Source organism: Streptomyces sp. NPDC030809 (assembly GCF_055572195.1).
In genome coordinates this window covers 388,871-404,729 of sequence record NZ_JBVIDV010000001.1, presented here as the reverse complement: position 1 = coordinate 404,729, position 15,859 = coordinate 388,871, and the positions used below count along the sequence as shown (strand labels likewise).

General features: G+C 73.6%; 11 protein-coding genes and 1 pseudogene. 6 read left to right on the top strand and 6 right to left on the bottom strand.

What is annotated here, in order from left to right; genetic code table 11:
- Window positions 1–147 precede the first annotated feature (147 nt).
- From ACZ407_RS01740 to ACZ407_RS01725, 4 genes and pseudogenes are all read left to right on the top strand, one after another.
- Window positions 148–531 (top strand): annotated as a pseudogene (locus ACZ407_RS01740) (DUF742 domain-containing protein); the annotation flags it as partial.
- On the top strand, window positions 531–1,151 hold the full coding sequence (locus ACZ407_RS01735) for a GTP-binding protein (RefSeq protein WP_468124906.1): 621 nt from the start codon (window positions 531–533) through the stop codon (window positions 1,149–1,151). The pseudogene ACZ407_RS01740 and the gene ACZ407_RS01735, both read left to right, overlap by 1 nt.
- 291 nt (window positions 1,152–1,442) lie before the next feature.
- On the top strand, window positions 1,443–1,841 hold the full coding sequence (locus ACZ407_RS01730) for a roadblock/LC7 domain-containing protein (protein WP_468124621.1): 399 nt from the start codon (window positions 1,443–1,445) through the stop codon (window positions 1,839–1,841).
- 119 nt (window positions 1,842–1,960) lie between these two features.
- Window positions 1,961–2,935, top strand: coding sequence for a DUF6397 family protein (locus tag ACZ407_RS01725; RefSeq protein WP_468124620.1), 975 nt, complete (start codon window positions 1,961–1,963; stop codon window positions 2,933–2,935).
- On the opposite strand, the gene ACZ407_RS01720 is transcribed toward ACZ407_RS01725, so the two are convergent.
- The 3 genes from ACZ407_RS01720 to ACZ407_RS01710 are packed head-to-tail and all read right to left on the bottom strand — an operon-like array spanning window position 2,852 to window position 6,684.
- A complete protein-coding gene (locus tag ACZ407_RS01720) occupies window positions 2,852–3,253 on the bottom strand; it encodes a YchJ family protein (protein WP_468124619.1) in 402 nt (133 codons plus the stop codon). The two genes, ACZ407_RS01725 and ACZ407_RS01720, sit on opposite strands and share 84 nt — an antisense overlap.
- A gap of 10 nt (window positions 3,254–3,263) precedes the next feature.
- Window positions 3,264–4,154, bottom strand: a complete 891-nt coding sequence (locus tag ACZ407_RS01715) for an acyl-CoA thioesterase (protein WP_468124617.1) — start codon at window positions 4,152–4,154, stop codon at window positions 3,264–3,266.
- 16 nt (window positions 4,155–4,170) lie between these two features.
- Complete coding sequence (locus ACZ407_RS01710) at window positions 4,171–6,684, bottom strand: DEAD/DEAH box helicase (protein ID WP_468124616.1); 2,514 nt, start codon at window positions 6,682–6,684, stop codon at window positions 4,171–4,173.
- 144 nt (window positions 6,685–6,828) lie between these two features.
- Between ACZ407_RS01710 and ACZ407_RS01705 the strand changes: the two genes are divergently transcribed.
- Together ACZ407_RS01705 and ACZ407_RS01700 are read left to right on the top strand one after the other, a co-directional pair.
- Window positions 6,829–7,623, top strand: a complete 795-nt coding sequence (locus tag ACZ407_RS01705; protein ID WP_468124614.1) for a metal-dependent hydrolase — start codon at window positions 6,829–6,831, stop codon at window positions 7,621–7,623.
- Between the two features lie 139 nt (window positions 7,624–7,762).
- Window positions 7,763–9,013, top strand: a complete 1,251-nt coding sequence (locus ACZ407_RS01700; protein ID WP_468124613.1) for a hypothetical protein — start codon at window positions 7,763–7,765, stop codon at window positions 9,011–9,013.
- Window positions 9,014–9,100: 87 nt separating this feature from the next.
- Here ACZ407_RS01700 and ACZ407_RS01695 read toward each other — a convergent pair whose 3' ends face one another.
- From ACZ407_RS01695 to ACZ407_RS01685, 3 genes are all read right to left on the bottom strand, one after another.
- Entirely contained in the window at window positions 9,101–10,882 is a 1,782-nt protein-coding gene (locus ACZ407_RS01695) for an ABC transporter ATP-binding protein (RefSeq protein WP_468124611.1), read from the bottom strand.
- On the bottom strand, window positions 10,879–12,795 hold the full coding sequence (locus ACZ407_RS01690) for an ABC transporter transmembrane domain-containing protein (protein WP_468124610.1): 1,917 nt from the start codon (window positions 12,793–12,795) through the stop codon (window positions 10,879–10,881). Before ACZ407_RS01690 ends, ACZ407_RS01695 begins: the two co-directional genes overlap by 4 nt.
- Window positions 12,796–12,918: 123 nt before the next feature.
- Window positions 12,919–15,855, bottom strand: coding sequence for an FAD-binding and (Fe-S)-binding domain-containing protein (locus ACZ407_RS01685; RefSeq protein ID WP_468124608.1), 2,937 nt, complete (start codon window positions 15,853–15,855; stop codon window positions 12,919–12,921).
- Window positions 15,856–15,859 lie beyond the last annotated feature (4 nt).

Sequence of the window (15,859 nt, the reverse complement as noted above, 5' to 3'; positions counted from 1 at the left end):
GGACCTCACGGATCACCCCAGTCGCAGGGACCGCACGGACCGCACCAGCCGCACGGACCACATGGGTCGCACGGGTCGCACGGCCCGAACGGTCCCGCGGACGGCGACCGGCACGCCGGCCGCGCAGGCTCGGCCGCGGCCGAGGAGGCGAGCGGCGGGCGGTGGTTCGACGCCGAAGCGGGCCCGCTCGTCCGCCCGTACGCGATGACGGGCGGACGTACGAAGCCGGGCCCGAGCGGGGTCCGCTTCGACCTGATCGCCCTGGTGGTCGTGGACCCGGAGGGGGCCGACGGCGCGGCCGAGTCCCTGCTCGGGCCCGAACACCGGTCCCTGCTCGCGCTGTGCCGTGCCGAGACCCAGTCCGTGGCGGAGCTCTCCGCCGACGCGGACCTGCCGGTGGGCGTGGTCCGCGTGCTGCTCGGGGACCTGCTGGAGGCGGGCCACGTGCGGGTCAGCCGGCCGGTGCCCCCGGCACAGCTGCCGGACGAGCGGATTCTGCGGGAAGTCATCGAAGGATTGAGAGCGCTGTGATGGGACAGGACGGCGGGACGGGCGGCGAGGAGCTGGCGGCGCTCGCCCTGAAGATTCTGGTGGCCGGCGGCTTCGGGGTGGGCAAGACCACCCTCGTGGGTGCGGTCAGCGAGATCCGGCCGCTGCGCACGGAGGAACTCCTCAGCGAGGCGGGCGAGTCGGTCGACGACACGGGCGGGGTGGACCAGAAGACCACGACCACGGTCGCCATGGACTTCGGGCGGATCACCATCCGCTCCGGCCTGTCCCTCTACCTCTTCGGCACCCCCGGGCAGGACCGCTTCTGGTTCCTCTGGGACGAGCTGGCCCAAGGGGCGCTGGGGGCGGTGGTCCTCGCGGACACCCGGCGCCTGGAGGACTGCTTCCCGGCGGTCGACTACTTCGAGCACCGGCACATCCCCTTCGTCGTGGCCGTCAACTGCTTCGCCGGGGCTCGGACCTACGGTGCCCGCGAGGTCGCCCTGGCGCTGGACCTGGAGCAGGGCACCCCGGTGGTGCTGTGCGACGCCCGGGACAAGGACTCGGGGAAGGAGGTGCTGATCCGGTTGGTGGAGTACGCCGGACGGGTGCACACGGCCCGGCTGCTCGACTCCGTGGAGCCCCCGGCCGGAAAGGTGTGACCCGGCCGCCGGAGGGCCGGATTGTGCCTCTTGACGGCGGCCGGGCCGGTGGTGTGGTCGAACATGTGCCCGTCGGCGGGGGAGCGGAGGGTGGAGGGTGCGGCCCGCCGTGCGTGCCTACGCGGAGAGTCTGCCGGTTCGGGTGGTATGCGGGACGAGCGCCTCGCCAGTCCTCTTGAGTCATTCTCTTCACAGAGGGGCATCCTCCTTGCCCGAAAGCCGCTGGTGGGGAAGGCTGGCGGGACAAGACCGCGGGGCGGGGGCGACCGCGCGAAGGGGGAGGGCTACGGCATGGCGCTGGACAAGCAGCTCGACTGGCTGCTCGACGATCTGACGGAACGAGTCCACCAGGTGCGGCACGCGGTGGTGCTGTCGAACGACGGACTGGTGACCGGGGCCAGCAGCGGTCTCGAACGCGCGGACGCGGAGCACCTCGCAGCCGTCTCGGCCGGGCTGCAGAGCCTGGCCAAGGGATCAGGGATGCACTTCCGGGCCGGTCAGGTACGGCAGACGATGGTGGAGTACGACGAGGGCGTGCTCTTCGTGATGGCGGCCGGCGAGGGCAGCTCGCTGTGCGTGCTGAGTGCTGCCGAAGCGGATATCGGGCACGTGGCCTACGAGATGACCCTGCTGGTCAACCGGGTCGGCGAGCACCTGGGCGTGACCGAGCGGGAGCGCGGCGGGGCGTAGGGCGCCGGCGCCGGCCGGGCTGCCGCAGAGAGTTGTCCACAGGCCCCGGCGGGGTGTGGTCGCTCTGGGTTACGGTCCTCACACAGAGTCATCAGTGACATGGGTGGAGGAGGACTGTCATGTCGGTGAACACGGCAGCGGCGACGACGGCGAAGACCGCGACGACGGCGAAGGCCGCGACGACGGGGACGAAGGCGACGACGGGGAAGAGGGCTACGGCAGCGCCGACGCGGACGGCGGTGGCGGTGGCGGCGGATCGCGGTGTCCCGCCCAGCCCGGTGACGGGCGCCCGGGCCGCGACCGAACTCGGCTTGCGAAGGGGTGAGTTCCAGCTCGCCGTGCAGCTCGGGATCGTACGGGCGGCTGCGCGCGGGCCGGACGGGGTGCGCAGGTGGCCGCGCGCGGAACTGGACCGGGTCAGGTCCCTCGAAGGATTTCCGGATTGCGTGCGGGAGCGGGTGCGCACGGTCGGCACGTTGGCGGGGGCGGCCCTGCTCGGCACCAGCCCCGGCCGCTTCACCAGGCTCGCCCGCTGCGGCCACCTGACCCCGGTCGGCTATCGGATCAACCGCTACCGGGCGGTCGTCTGGTCCTATCTGTCCCAGGAGGTGGGGGAGTTCGGCCGCCGTGCTCCCGCCCTGCTCAGCGGTCCCGCACCCGCCGCGGACCGGGAGGCCCTGGCGTCCGGCGCGGACCTGCGGGGGTGCAGGTGGCGGGCCCGGCGCACCGGAGAGCTGCTGAGCCGGTGCACGGACCCGTGGGAGCGGGCCGCGGTCACCGCGGCCCTGCTGCCCCCGGGGGAGTTGGCCGAGGCGGTGCCCGATCCGCGGGAACGCACCGTGCTCGAAGCACTCGCACCCGCCCGGCCGTACGGGCACCCGCTCCGCCCGGCCGCTGCGGAAGTCGCCGACCGGCTGCTGCGGGTGCAGCAGCCGGACGAGGCCCGGTGGTACCGGGCCGCTCTCGATCTCGCCCTGGAACGGGCGAGGGCCGGCGGTCCGGCGACGGGGTCAGTCGAAGACGACGGGTTCGAGGGGCCCGACATAGACCCACGCGCCGGCCACGCGCGAGAACGCGCTGTGCTCGTGCAGTGAGCCGCGGTGCCCGCCCTCGCGGTAGTGCGCCCGGAACTCGACCGAGCCCTCCGTTTCGAACATGCCCCCGCGCTCCGTGCCGAGGATCTCCAGCCCCTCCCAGTGCTGCCCGGGGTCGAGGTCCAGCCGGCCCGGCCGGGTGTCCGGGTGCCAGGAGCGCATCAGGTACGCGGTGTCACCGACGGCGAAGGCGCTGAACCGTGAGCGCATCAGCAGCTCGGCGGTCGGCGCCTGTCCGGCTCCGGAGTGGAAGCGCCCGCAGCAGTCCGCGTAGGCGGCGGGCAGCCCGCAGGGGCAGGGGGAGGGGGCGGAGCTCATGGGAGCAGGGTCATCCCTTCTTCGATGACGCGGGGGCGTAGGGGCGGAACAGGCCCTCCTGGACCACCGAGACCAGCAGCCTGCCCTCGGTGTCGTAGATCCGGCCGCGGGCCAGCCCCCGGCCGCCGTGCGCGATCGGGGACTCCTGGTCGTAGAGGAACCATTCGTCGGCGCGGAAGGGCCGGTGGAACCACATGGCGTGGTCCAGGGAGGCCATGTCGAAGCCGCGCATGCCCCACAGGGGTTCCACCGGGATGCGCACGGCGTCGAGGAGGGTCATGTCACTCGCGTAGGTCAGCGCGCAGGTGTGCACCAGGGGGTCGTCGCCCAGCGGTCCCACCGCGCGCATCCACACCGCGCTGCGCGGATCGGCGTCCTTCAGCTCTTCGGGCGTCCAGCGCAGCCGGTCCACATAGCGGATGTCGAAGGGCTGGCGGCGGGCCATCCGCTCCAGGGCCTCGGGCAGTTGCCCGAGGTGCGCGCGGATCTCGTCCGCGACGTTCGGCAGGGAATCGGGATGAGGGAAGTCGAGGCGGGGAGGCAGCTGGTGCTCGATGCTGCCCTCCTCCGGCCGATGGAAGGAGGCGGTGAGATTGAAGATCGTGCGGCCCTGCTGGACCGCGGTGACGCGGCGGGTGGTGAAGGAGCGCCCGTCGCGCACCCGCTCCACCTGGTACACGATGGGCACCCCCGGAATGCCGGGGCGCAGGAAGTACGCGTGGAGCGAGTGGACCGGCCGGTCCCCTTCGGCGGTGCGGCCGGCCGCCACGAGGGCCTGGCCGGCCACCTGCCCGCCGAAGACGCGCTGGAGCGACTCCTGCGGGCTGCGGCCGCGGAAGATGTTGACCTCGATCTGTTCGAGGTCGAGCAGATCGACCAGTCTTTCGGCCGGGTTCGTCATACCGCCTCCTGTGGTCTCAGAGCTGTCCGACCGAGGTCACCCGGATCACCGCACGGCCCTCTTCGTCGGAGGCCGCGAGGTCGACCTCGGCGCTGATGCCCCAGTCATGGTCCCCGTTCGGGTCGGCGAAGGTCTGCCGGACGCGCCACAGGCCGTGCGCCGGGTCCTCCTCGATGGCCAGCAGCTTGGGGCCGCGGGCGTCGGGTCCGGTGCCCAGGTCCTCGTACTCGTCCCAGTAGGCGTCCATGGCCTCGCCCCACCGGTCGGCGTCCCAGCCGGACTCGCCGTCCAGCTCGCCCAGTTCCTCGACGTGGTCGAGGGCGGCGAGCTCCACCCGGCGGAACATCGCATTGCGCACGAGCACGCGGAAGGCGCGGGCGTTCGTGGTGACCGGCTTGACCTCTTCCGCCTTCTCCTGGGCCTGCTCGGCGGTTTCGACCTCCGGGTTGGCCAGCTGCTCCCACTCGTCGAGGAGGCTGGAGTCCACCTGGCGGACCATCTCGCCGAGCCAGGCGATGAGGTCTTCGAGGTCCTCCGACTTCAGGTCGTCGGGGATCGTGTGGTCCAGGGCCTTGTACGCGCTCGCCAGGTAGCGCAGCACGATGCCTTCGGTGCGGGCCAGCTCGTAGAAGGAGGTGAACTCGGTGAAGGTCAGCGCCCGCTCGTACATGTCGCGGATGATCGACTTGGGCGAGACCGGGTGGTCGCTCACCCACGGGTGGCTCTTGCGGTACACGTCGTAGGCGTGCAGGAGCAGCTCTTCGAGGGGCTTGGGATAGGTGACGTCCTGGAGGCGCTCCATCCGCTCCTCGTACTCGATCCCGTCGGCCTTCATGGCGTTGACGGCCTCTCCGCGGGCCTTGTTCTGCTGGGCGGCCAGGATCTGCCGGGGGTCGTCGAGCGTGGACTCCACCACCGAGACCATGTCGAGGGCGTAGGAGGGGGACTCCGGGTCGAGCAGGTCGAAGGAGGCCAGCGCGAAGGTGGACAGCGGCTGGTTCAGCGCGAAGTCCTGCTGGAGGTCCACCGTCAGGCGGATGGTGCGGCCCTCGGCGTCGGGGGTGTCGAGCTGCTCGACCACCCCGCCGTCCAGCAGGGAGCGGTAGATGGCGATGGCCCGGCGGATGTGCCGGAGCTGGTTCTTGCGCGGCTCGTGGTTGTCCTCCAGCAGCCGGCGCATGGCCTCGAAGGCGTTGCCGGGCCGGGCGATCACCGACAGGAGCATGATGTTGGTGACCTTGAACCGGGAGGTCAGCGGCTCCGGTTCGGCGGCGATCAGCTTCTCGAAGGTGGTGTCGCTCCAGGCCACGAAGCCCTCGGGGGCCTTCTTGCGGACCACCTTGCGGCGCTTCTTCGGGTCGTCGCCGGCCTTCGCCAGCGCCTTCTCGTTCTCGATGACGTGCTCGGGGGCCTGGGCGACGACGAAGCCCGCCGTGTCGAAGCCGGCCCGCCCGGCCCGGCCGGCGATCTGGTGGAACTCGCGGGCGCGCAGCGTGCGGACCCGGGTGCCGTCGTACTTGGTGAGTGCCGTGAACAGCACGGTCCGGATGGGCACGTTGACGCCGACGCCGAGGGTGTCGGTGCCGCAGATGACCTTCAGGAGTCCGGCCTGGGCCAGCTTCTCCACCAGGCGCCGGTACTTGGGCAGCATGCCCGCGTGGTGGACGCCGATGCCGTGGCGGACGTAGCGCGAGAGGTTGCGGCCGAACTTGGTGGTGAAGCGGAAGTTGCCGATCAGCTCGGCGATCTTGTCCTTCTCCTCGCGCGTGCACATGTTGATGCTCATGAGCGACTGGGCCCGCTCGACCGCCTGGGCCTGCGTGAAGTGCACGATGTAGACCGGCGACTGCCGGGTCTCCAGCAGCTCGGTCAGGGTGTCCGTGATCGGCGTGGTCACGTACTCGTACGACAGCGGTACGGGCCGGGTCGCGGAGCGCACCACGGAGGTCGGCCGGCCGGTGCGGCGGGTCAGGTCCTCCTCGAAGCGGGAGACGTCTCCGAGGGTCGCGGACATGAGGATGAACTGTGCCTGGGGCAGTTCCAGCAGGGGGATCTGCCAGGCCCAGCCGCGGTCCGCCTCGGCATAGAAGTGGAACTCGTCCATCACGACCTGGCCGATGTCGGCGTCCTTGCCGTCCCGCAGCGCGATCGAGGCGAGCACCTCGGCGGTGCAGCAGATGACGGGGGCGTCGGCGTTGACGGAGGCGTCGCCGGTGAGCATGCCCACGTTCTCGGTGCCGAAGAGCTTGCACAGGTCGAAGAACTTCTCCGACACCAGGGCCTTGATCGGCGCGGTGTAGAAGGTGACCTTGTCCTGGGCCAGCGCCGTGAAGTGGGCGCCGGCGGCCACCAGGCTCTTCCCGGAGCCGGTCGGGGTGGACAGGATCACGTTCGCCCCGGAGACCACCTCGATCAGCGCCTCTTCCTGCGCCGGGTACAAGGCGATGCCCTGGCCCTCCGCCCACGAGGAGAAGGCCTCGAAGAGGGCGTCGGGGTCGGCGGTCGGCGGCAGCTGATCAATGAGGGTCACGCCCCCCATCTTGCCTGGCTTCACCCCGGAAGAGGGAACCGGAGGACGGAATGAAGATCACGAAAGGTACGCTTTGCCGTCGACCGGGCCCGGCCGACACCGTCAACAGGGCCCGAAGACCACAGACCTGGGGCGGGTACGAGCATGATGGGTCCGGCACACTCCCTGTCCGGAGCGGCGGCCTGGCTGGGGGTGGGGGCGGCCACCGCGGCGGCCGGTCATCCGATGCCCTGGCCGGTCCTCGTCGTCGGAGCGCTGATCTGTGCGGGTGCGGCCCTCGCCCCCGACCTGGACCACAAGTCGGCGACCATCTCGCGCGCGTTCGGACCGCTCTCCCGCGGCCTGTGCGAAGTGGTCGACAAGATCTCGTACGCCGTCTACAAGGCCACCCGCACCCCCCGCGACCCGCGCCGCTCCGGGGGCCACCGGACCCTGACCCACACCTGGCTGTGGGCGGTGCTGATCGGTGCCGGCTCCTCCGCCCTCGCCGTCACCGCCGGCCGCTGGGGCGTGCTCAGCCTGCTCTTCGTGCACCTGGTGCTCGCCGTGGAAGGCCTGCTGTGGCGGGCCGCCCGGATGTCCAGCGACGTACTGGTGTGGCTGCTCGGCGCCACCAGCGCCTGGATCCTGGCGGGCGTGCTCGACGAGCCGGGCAACGGGGCGGGCTGGCTGTTCACCGGCCCCGGGCAGGAGTACCTGTGGCTGGGCCTGCCGATCGTGCTCGGGGCGCTCGTCCACGACATCGGGGACGCGCTGACCGTCTCCGGCTGCCCGGTCCTGTGGCCCATTCCGATCGCGGGCAAGCGGTGGTACCCGCTCGGCCCGCCGAAGGGGATGCGCTTCCGGGCCGGCAGCTGGGTGGAGCTCAAGGTGCTCATGCCGGCGTTCATGCTCCTCGGCGGTGTGGGCGGGGCCTCGGCACTGGGCTTCCTGGGGTAGCTCCGGCCCCCGCTGCGGCGCGTGCGTAACGGAACCGCACCACCGGGCGTGGCGGCCTGGTGACCGTCGGTTGAGGCGTACATGATGAGCATCGACGAGCCGGCGGTCCGTCGGCCCGCACCTGACCGGGGGGTACGCCATGAGCAGGAGCAAGAGGAAACTCGGCACGGCCGCGGCGGGCACGGTCCTCGCCTCCCTGGCCCTCGCACTTCCCGCACAAGCGGCCGCGGTCGGCGCCGGCACCGCGCCGACCGCCGGAGCCGCCGCCTGCAAGCCCGCCATCCGGGTGCTCCAATCGCTTCCCGGCGCGGAGCCCGCCGAGCCGAGCCCCTGGGTGGAGGACACCCAGGTCAACGGCATCGGACGGCTGGGCCTGTCGGTCGGCACCTCCCACGGCAGGCCCGCGTGGTGGCGGGGGACCACCGTGCACGCGGTGCCGCTCCCCGCCGGGTACACCGGCGGCCGCGCCGAGGCCGTCAACCGGTTCGGGCTCATGGTGGGCACGCTCTTCGGCCCCACCGGCCCCCGCGCGTTCCGCTACCGCCCCGGGCAGCCCGCCGTGACCCTGCTCCCGGGCGGGCAGTACGCGACCGACGTGAACGACCACGGCCGCATCGTCGGCTACCGCCACGAGGGCACCGACACCGTCGGCATCGAATGGCAGGGCGCCGCGATCCGCCGCGTCCTCGCCGAACCCGCCGGCTTCGACCTGCGGGAGGTGACCGGCATCAACAACGCCGGCCGGATCGTCGGCTACGGCTGGGGCACCAGCGCGGACCCGGACGACAGCTGGGGCACCGCCCCCGGCATCGTGTGGACCGCGAACACCGCCGCCCCGCCCGTCCTCACCCACCCCCTCGGCAACGCGTACGAGATATCCCTCCCGCAGGCCATCGACCAGGCGGGCCGCATCGTCGGCGTCATCTCCGGCAGCCGGGACGGCGCGGACACCCTGGCGACCTGGGCCCCGCCGTACACGAGCGTCTCGGGCCCCGCCACCCTGGCCGGCCGGACCAGCGGGAGCTTCGAGGACATCAGCCCCACCACCAACGCCACCGTCGGCACGGCCTTCGACTCGCCCTTCGACTTCCCGCCGGACCCCATGCCCCCCGCCCAGGCCCAGTACTGGCCCGGCAGCGGACCCGTGCTCGCCCTCCCGCGCCTGGCCCCCGGCGGGTTCTCCGCCGCGTTCGCCGTCACCGACCGGGACCAGGCCGGCGGGGTGGCCCTGGACGGCTCCGGCATCGAACACCCCGTCATCTGGACCTGCGCCTCCCGGCAGGCGTACAAGCCGGACCTTCCGCTGCGCACCGTGAACCGGCGGCCCGGCAAGGTCAACCCGCTGGCGCCCCCGCCCGGTCACCCGGCCGCCGCCCGCCCCCGTTCCTGACCCGGCCGCGCCGGAACGCGCCGGGGCCCCGGTCTCCCGAGGGAAACCGGGGCCCCGGCCCGGCCCGCCGTGCCCGGCGGGGAGGCATCAGCCGTGCCAGGAGCGCCACAGCGCGGCGTACGCCCCGCCCGCCGCCACCAGCTCGTCGTGGCTGCCCAGTTCGCTGATCCGCCCGTCCTCGACCACCGCGATCACATCCGCGTCGTGCGCGGTGTGCAGCCGGTGCGCGATCGCGATCACCGTACGGCCGTCCAGCACCCGGGCCAGCGAGCGCTCCAGGTGCCGGGCCGCCCGCGGATCCAGCAGCGAGGTCGCCTCGTCCAGCACCAGCGTGTGCGGATCGGCCAGCACCAGCCGGGCCAGCGCGATCTGCTGGGCCTGCGCCGGGGTCAGGGCGGTCCCGCCGGAGCCCACCTCCGCGTCCAGACCCCCGTCCAGCGCCCGCGCCCAGCCGTCCGCGTCGACCGCGCCCAGCGCCGCCCACAGCTCGGCGTCCCCGGCCGCCTCCCGGGCCAGCCGCAGGTTGTCCCGCAGCGAGCCCGTGAACACGTGGTGCTCCTGGTTCACCAGGGCCACGTGCGAGCGCACCCGCTCCGCAGGCATCCTCGCCAGCTGCGCACCGCCGAGCGTGATCTCGCCCGCCCCCGGTGCGTAGATGCCCGCGAGCAGCCGGCCCAGGGTGGACTTGCCCGCCCCGGACGGCCCCACCAAGGCCATCCGGGTACCCGGCGGCACGTCGAGGGACACCCCGTGCAGGACGTCCACGCCCTCCCGGTACCCGAACCGCACCGCGTCCGCCCGTACGTCCCGACCCGCCGGAGCGACCGCCGCATCACCGGCGTCCGGCTCGATCTCGCGCACCCCGACCAGCCGGGCGATCGACACCTGGGCGATCTGGAGCTCGTCGTACCAGCGCAGGATCAGCCCGATCGGGTCCACCATCATCTGGGCCAGCAGCGCACCGGTGGTCAGCTGGCCGACCGTCAGCCAGCCCCGCAGCACGCAGAACCCGCCGACCATCAGCACCGCGCCGAGGATCGTCACGTACGTGACGTTGATGACCGGGAACAGCACCGACCGCAGGAAGAGGGTGTACCGCTCCCACCGGGTCCACTCCCGGATCCGCTGCTCCGACAGCGCGATCCGCCGCTCGCCCAGCCGGTGCGCCTCCACGGTGCGGCCCGCGTCCACCGTCTCGGTCAGCGCCGCCGCCACCGCCGCGTACCCGGCCGCCTCCGACCGGTACGCCGACGGCGCCCGCCGGAAGTACCAGCGGCAGCCGGCGATCAGCACCGGCAGGGCCAGCAGCGCGGCGAGGGCCAGCGGCGGCGCGGTGACCGCGAGCGCCCCGAAGAGCAGCCCCACCCACACCACACCGATGGCGAGCTGCGGCACGGCCTCGCGCATCGCGTTCGCCAGCCGGTCGATGTCGGTGGTGATCCGCGACAGCAGGTCGCCCGTCCCGGCCCGCTCCAGCACCCCCGGCGGCAGGCCCACCGACCGCACCAGGAAGTCCTCGCGCAGATCGGCGAGCATCTCCTCGCCCAGCATCGCCCCGCGCAGCCGCATCAGCCGCACGAACACCGCCTGGACCACCAGCGCGGCCGCGAACAGCAGGGCCACCCGCCCCAGGTGCAGTTCCCGGGCCCCCGCCGCCAGGTCGTCGACCACCCGGCCCAGCAGGTACGGGCCGGCCATCGAGGCGACCACCGCCACCGCGTTGGCCGCGACGAGCAGCAGGAAGGCCCGGCGGTGCCGCCGCAGCAGCCCGCGCACGTACGCCCGTACCGTCGCCGGAGTGCCCACCGGCAGCGTCGCGGCCGTCTCCGGGGCCGCCGGATCGTACTCCGGTGGCGCCACGCCGATCATGCCGACTCCTCGATCTCGGAAAACACCTTCACGTCGTCCCGGGCGGCCGCGGCCGGGGCCGCCGCCCGCTGTTCCTCGTCGGTCTCCCGGGTGACCACGGCCCGGTAGCGCGGCTCGGCGGCCAGCAGCTGCCGGTGCGTGCCCACCGCCCCGACCCGGCCCTCGTGCACGAGCACCACCCGCTCGGCCCGGTCCAGCAGCAGCGGGGAGGAGGCCAGCACCACCGTCGTCCGGCCCTGGCGCAGGGCCGCCACGCCCTCGGCGATCCGCGCCTCGGTGTGCGAGTCGACCGCGGAGGTCGGCTCGTCCAGCACCAGCACCTCCGGATCGGTCACCAGGGACCGGGCCAGCGCCAGCCGCTGCCGCTGGCCGCCGGACAGCGACCGGCCGCGCTCGGTGATCCGCGCGTCCATCGGGTCCTCGGTCCCCTCCGGCGCGGACTGCAGCAGGGCGGCGAGCACATCGCCGCACTGCGCGGCCTCCAGCGCCCGCCCGGCCGACACCTGCCCGGACGCCGGTACGTCCAGCAGCTCGCGCAGGGTGCCCGACAGCAGCACCGGGTCCTTGTCCTGCACCAGCACGCAGGTGCGCGCCGCTTCGAGCGGCAGCTCGTCCAGGGCCACGCCGCCCAGGAGCACCGACGGAGTGCCCGAAGGGCCGGTGGCATGGCCGCCCAGGCGCTCGGCCAGGCGGCCGGCCAGGTCCGGGTCCCCGCAGACCACCGCGGTGAACGCGCCGGCCGGGGCGAGCAGCCCGGTCTCCGGGTCGTACAGGTCCCCGCCGGGCAGCGGCGGCAGGACCGCGGCCACCGCGCCGGCCCCGGCCGGTGCCGCGGCACCCGCCCCGCTCCCGGTCCCCGCCTGCGCGCTCCCGGCCCCCGCCGTGTCGGCGACCGGCTCCGGCTCCGTCCCCGGCTCCGTACGGGACAGCGACAGCACGCGCGCCGCCCGCTTGGCCGAGGGCCGCGCGAAGGAGTACGCCATCGCGATCTCCTCGAAGTGCCGCAGGGGGTACATCATCATCGCCACCGCGCTGAACACAGCGACGAGTTCGCCCACCGTGATCCGCCCGTCCAGCGCCAGCGAGGAGCCGTAGCCCACCACCAGGAGCAGCAGCAGACCCGGCATCAGCACCTGCACCGCAGAGATCACCGCCCACATGCGGGCGCTGCGCACGGCCGCCTGGCGCACCTCCTGCGAGGCCTCCCGGTACCGGCCGAGGAACAGCTCCTCGCCGCCGATGCCACGCAGCACCCGCAGGCCCGCCACGGTGTCCGAGGCCAGTTCGGTGGCCCGGCCGGCCTTCTCCCGCTGGACGTCGGCCCGTTTGGTGGCCGGGGGCAGCAGCGGCAGCACCGCCAGGGCCAGCACCGGCGTCCCCGCGGCCACCACCCAGCCGAGGTCCGGCGCGTACACCAGGAGCCCGGCGCAGATCAGCACCACGGCGAAGGCGGCGGCGAGGAACCGGGAGACCGCCTCGACCAGCCAGCCGATCTTCTCCACGTCACCGGTGGACACGGCCACCACCTCGCCGGCGGCCACCCGCCGGGTCAGGGCCGCCCCCAGCTCCGCCGTCTTGCGGGCCAGCAGCTGCTGCACGCGGGCGGCCGCGGTGATCCAGTTGGTGACGGCGGTGCGGTGCAGCATGGTGTCGCCGAGCGAGATCGCCAGGCCGCACAGCAGGACGAGCCCGCCGACCAGGGCGAGCCGCCCGCCGTCGCGGTCCACGACCGCCTCGATCCCGAGTCCGACGGCGAACGGCAGCCCGGCGATGCCGCAGTGGTGCAGCAGTCCCCAGGCCAGGCTCCTGAGCTGGCCGCCGAGTTGGTTGCGGCCGAGCCACCACAGGAACCGGGGGCCGGAACGGGCGTCGGGTACCCCTGGATCCGGATACGGAAGATCGCTGATCTGCATGACGCCCCATGGCTCGGTGAGTGGTCCAAACCGTGCAAGCGTCGCCTTCCGGAGAGATCCGGTGCAATCGATTTTCCGGCGGCCGCCGTCCCGTCCGGACGGCCCCTCACCCGGCCTGCGGGTTCACGGCCGGGTCGCCCGCTCCAGCTCCAGCAGCACCGAGTGGTAACTGCGCCCGGTGGCCCGGTCCATGCCCACCTCGCACATCCGGTTCGCGCTGAGGTGCGCGTCGAACGGACGGGCCGTCACCTCCGCCGCCTCACGCGCGGTGGCCGCGGCCGTCAGCTCCGGGTGCAGCATCCCGCGGTCCCCGGCGAACGCACAGCATCCCGCCTCGTCCGGAACGAAGACCTCCTCCGCGCAGGCCGCGGCCACGGCCCGCAGGCTGCCCTCGTCCCCGAGGCGGAGCGTCGAGCAGGTCGGGTGCAAGGCCGCCGAACCGACCCGCCGCAGCACGTCGAGCCGCGGCAGCAGCTCCTCGGCCGCCCACACCACCGAGTCCACCACGGTCAGTTCGGCGTGCAGCGCCCGGTTGTCCCCGCTCAGGTACGGCACCACCTCCTGCGCGAGGCCGAGCGTGCACGAGGAGGCGTCCACCACCAGCGGCAGCCGCCCGCCCGCGGTCCAGCCCCAGGCGGCCTCGACGATCCGGTTCGCCATCACCCGGTTCCCCTCCTCGTACCCCTTGGAGTGCCAGATGGTCGCGCAGCAGGTGCCGGAAACGTCCGGGGGGATCCACACCGGCCGCCCGGCCCGGGCCGAGACCGCCACGACCGCCTCGGGCAGCGAGGGCCGCTCCCCGCCCCGCGGCCCGCCGAAGATGCGGTTGACGCATGCCGGGTAGTACACGGCCGCCGCCCCGACCCGCTCGGTCGGGGGAAGGGTCCCGGGCGCCGCCCCCGGGATCTCCGGCAGCCACTGCGGCAGCAGGTCGGGACGTACGGCCTTGCGCGCCGCGGCCGTGGCCGCCCGCAGCGGGGCGTCCCCGAGCAGCGCGCCGATCCGGCCGGCGGCGGCGACTGCCAGCCGTGCCGAGGTCTCGGCGGCCTTGAAGCGGCGGGCCGCCGCGGCGGCGATCCGCTCCTCCCGGGGGCCGTGCCGGCGGTGGCGGAACTCCTTCATCAGGGCGCCGGTGTCGATGCCGACCGGACAGGCCGCCCGGCAGGAGGAGTCACCGGCGCAGGTGTCCACCGCGTCGTACGCGTAGGACTCCAGCAGCCGGTCCAGGACCGGGGAGCCGGGCTGCTGGCGCATCATCTCGCGGCGCAGCACGATGCGCTGGCGCGGAGTGGTCGTCAGGTCCCGGCTGGGGCAGACCGGTTCGCAGAAACCGCACTCGATGCACGCGTCGGCGACCGCTTCCACCTGCGGGATGGTCTTGAGCCCGCGCAGGTGGGCCTGCGGGTCGCGGTCGAGCACGATCCGCGGAGCCAGCACCCCGTCCGGGTCGATGATCTGCTTGGTGCGCCACATGAGTTCCGTGGCTTTCGGGCCCCACTCCAGTTCCAGGTAGGGCGCGAGGTTGCGGCCGGTGGCGTGCTCGGCCTTCAGCGAGCCGTCGAACCGCTCCACGGTGAGCCGGCAGAAGGCGTCCATGAAGGCCGCGTAGCGGGCCACGTCGGCGGGCTTCGCCGCATCGAAGGCCAGCAGGAAGTGCAGGTTGCCGTGGGCCGCGTGGCCGGCCACCGCCGCGTCGAACCCGTGCTCCGCCTGGAGCTCCAGCAGGGCCGCGGAGGCCTCCGCCAGCCGCCCCGGCGGCACCGCGAAGTCCTCCGTGATCAGGGTGGTGCCCGGGGCCCGGGCACCGCCGACGGCGGTCACGAAGGCCTTGCGGGCCTTCCAGTACCCGGCGATCTCCGCCGCGTCCCGCGTGAAGGCATTGGTCACCGAGGGCACCGGCGCGGTCGGTTCCAGGCCGGCGGTCACCTCGGCGGCCCGGCGCTCGTACTCCGCCAGCGCCGCCTCGTCCGGTGCGCGGAACTCCACGAGCAGGGCGGCGGTGTCCCCGGGCAGCCCGGCCCAGTCCGCCGGCACCCCCGGGACCCTGACGGAGGCCCGCAGGGTGTTGCCGTCCATCAGCTCCACGGCGAGCGCGCCGGCCTCGTTGAACCGCGGCACCGCGGCCGCCGCCGCGGGCAGCGAGGGGAAGAAGAGCAGGCCGGCGCAGGCCCACCGGTCCAGCGGCAGGGTGTCGAAGACCACCTCGGAGATGAAGCCGAAGGTGCCCTCGGAGCCGACCATCAGCCCGCGCAGGATCTCCACCGGGGTCACCCCGTCGAGATAGGCGTCCAGCCGGTAGCCGTTCGTGTTCTTGATCTCGTGCTTGGCGCGGATCCGGGCGGTCAGCGCCGGGTCCTCCTCGATCTGCCGCTTCACCTCCAGCAGCCCTGCGCACAGGGCCGGTTCGGCCCGCGCCAGCTCCTCGTCGGCCAGCGGGTCGGCGGTGTCCACCACCGTGCCGCCGGGCAGCACGAAGGTGAGCGAGGAGACGGTCCGGTACGCGTTGCGGGTGGTGCCCGCCGTCATGCCGGAGGAGTTGTTCGCGACCACCCCGCCGACGGTGCACGCGGCCGCGCTGGCCGGATCGGGGCCGAGCACCCGGCCGTACCGGGCCAGCGCGGCGTTCACCCGGGCGACGGTGGTGCCCGGTCGGACCCGCACCCGCAGCCCGTCCTCCTCGATCTCGACCCCGGCCCAGTGGCGCCGCACGTCCACCAGGACGTCCTCGCCCTGGGCCTGCCCGTTGAGCGAGGTGCCGGCGGCCCGGAAGACCACCTCGCGCTGCCGTCCGCGCGCGTACGACAGGACCGCGGAGACGTCGTCGATGTCCTCGGCCACGACGACCACCTGGGGCACGAACCGGTACGGCGAGGCGTCGGAGGCGTACCGCACCAGGTCGGAGACCTTCGAAAGGACCTTCCCGGGTCCCAGCAGGGCCGCCAGGTCCGCGCGCAGCGCCTCGGGGGTGCCCTGCGCGCGGTGCCCGGGCACCCGGTCGGGCGAGGGGCCGGCCGGGGGCCGCGGCCGCAGGGCTCCGGGCTTCGGCTCCAGCAGCGGCATGTCG

Coding starts and splice junctions, on each gene's coding strand:
- ACZ407_RS01735 (WP_468124906.1), top strand. CDS start 531: ATGGGACAGGACGGCGGGACGGGCGGCGAGGAGCTGGCGGCGCTCGCC.
- ACZ407_RS01695 (WP_468124611.1), bottom strand. CDS start 10,882: ATGATCGGCGTGGCGCCACCGGAGTACGATCCGGCGGCCCCGGAGACG.
- ACZ407_RS01725 (WP_468124620.1), top strand. CDS start 1,961: ATGTCGGTGAACACGGCAGCGGCGACGACGGCGAAGACCGCGACGACG.
- ACZ407_RS01720 (WP_468124619.1), bottom strand. CDS start 3,253: ATGAGCTCCGCCCCCTCCCCCTGCCCCTGCGGGCTGCCCGCCGCCTAC.
- ACZ407_RS01685 (WP_468124608.1), bottom strand. CDS start 15,855: ATGCCGCTGCTGGAGCCGAAGCCCGGAGCCCTGCGGCCGCGGCCCCCG.
- ACZ407_RS01730 (WP_468124621.1), top strand. CDS start 1,443: ATGGCGCTGGACAAGCAGCTCGACTGGCTGCTCGACGATCTGACGGAA.
- ACZ407_RS01715 (WP_468124617.1), bottom strand. CDS start 4,154: ATGACGAACCCGGCCGAAAGACTGGTCGATCTGCTCGACCTCGAACAG.
- ACZ407_RS01700 (WP_468124613.1), top strand. CDS start 7,763: ATGAGCAGGAGCAAGAGGAAACTCGGCACGGCCGCGGCGGGCACGGTC.
- ACZ407_RS01705 (WP_468124614.1), top strand. CDS start 6,829: ATGATGGGTCCGGCACACTCCCTGTCCGGAGCGGCGGCCTGGCTGGGG.
- ACZ407_RS01690 (WP_468124610.1), bottom strand. CDS start 12,795: ATGCAGATCAGCGATCTTCCGTATCCGGATCCAGGGGTACCCGACGCC.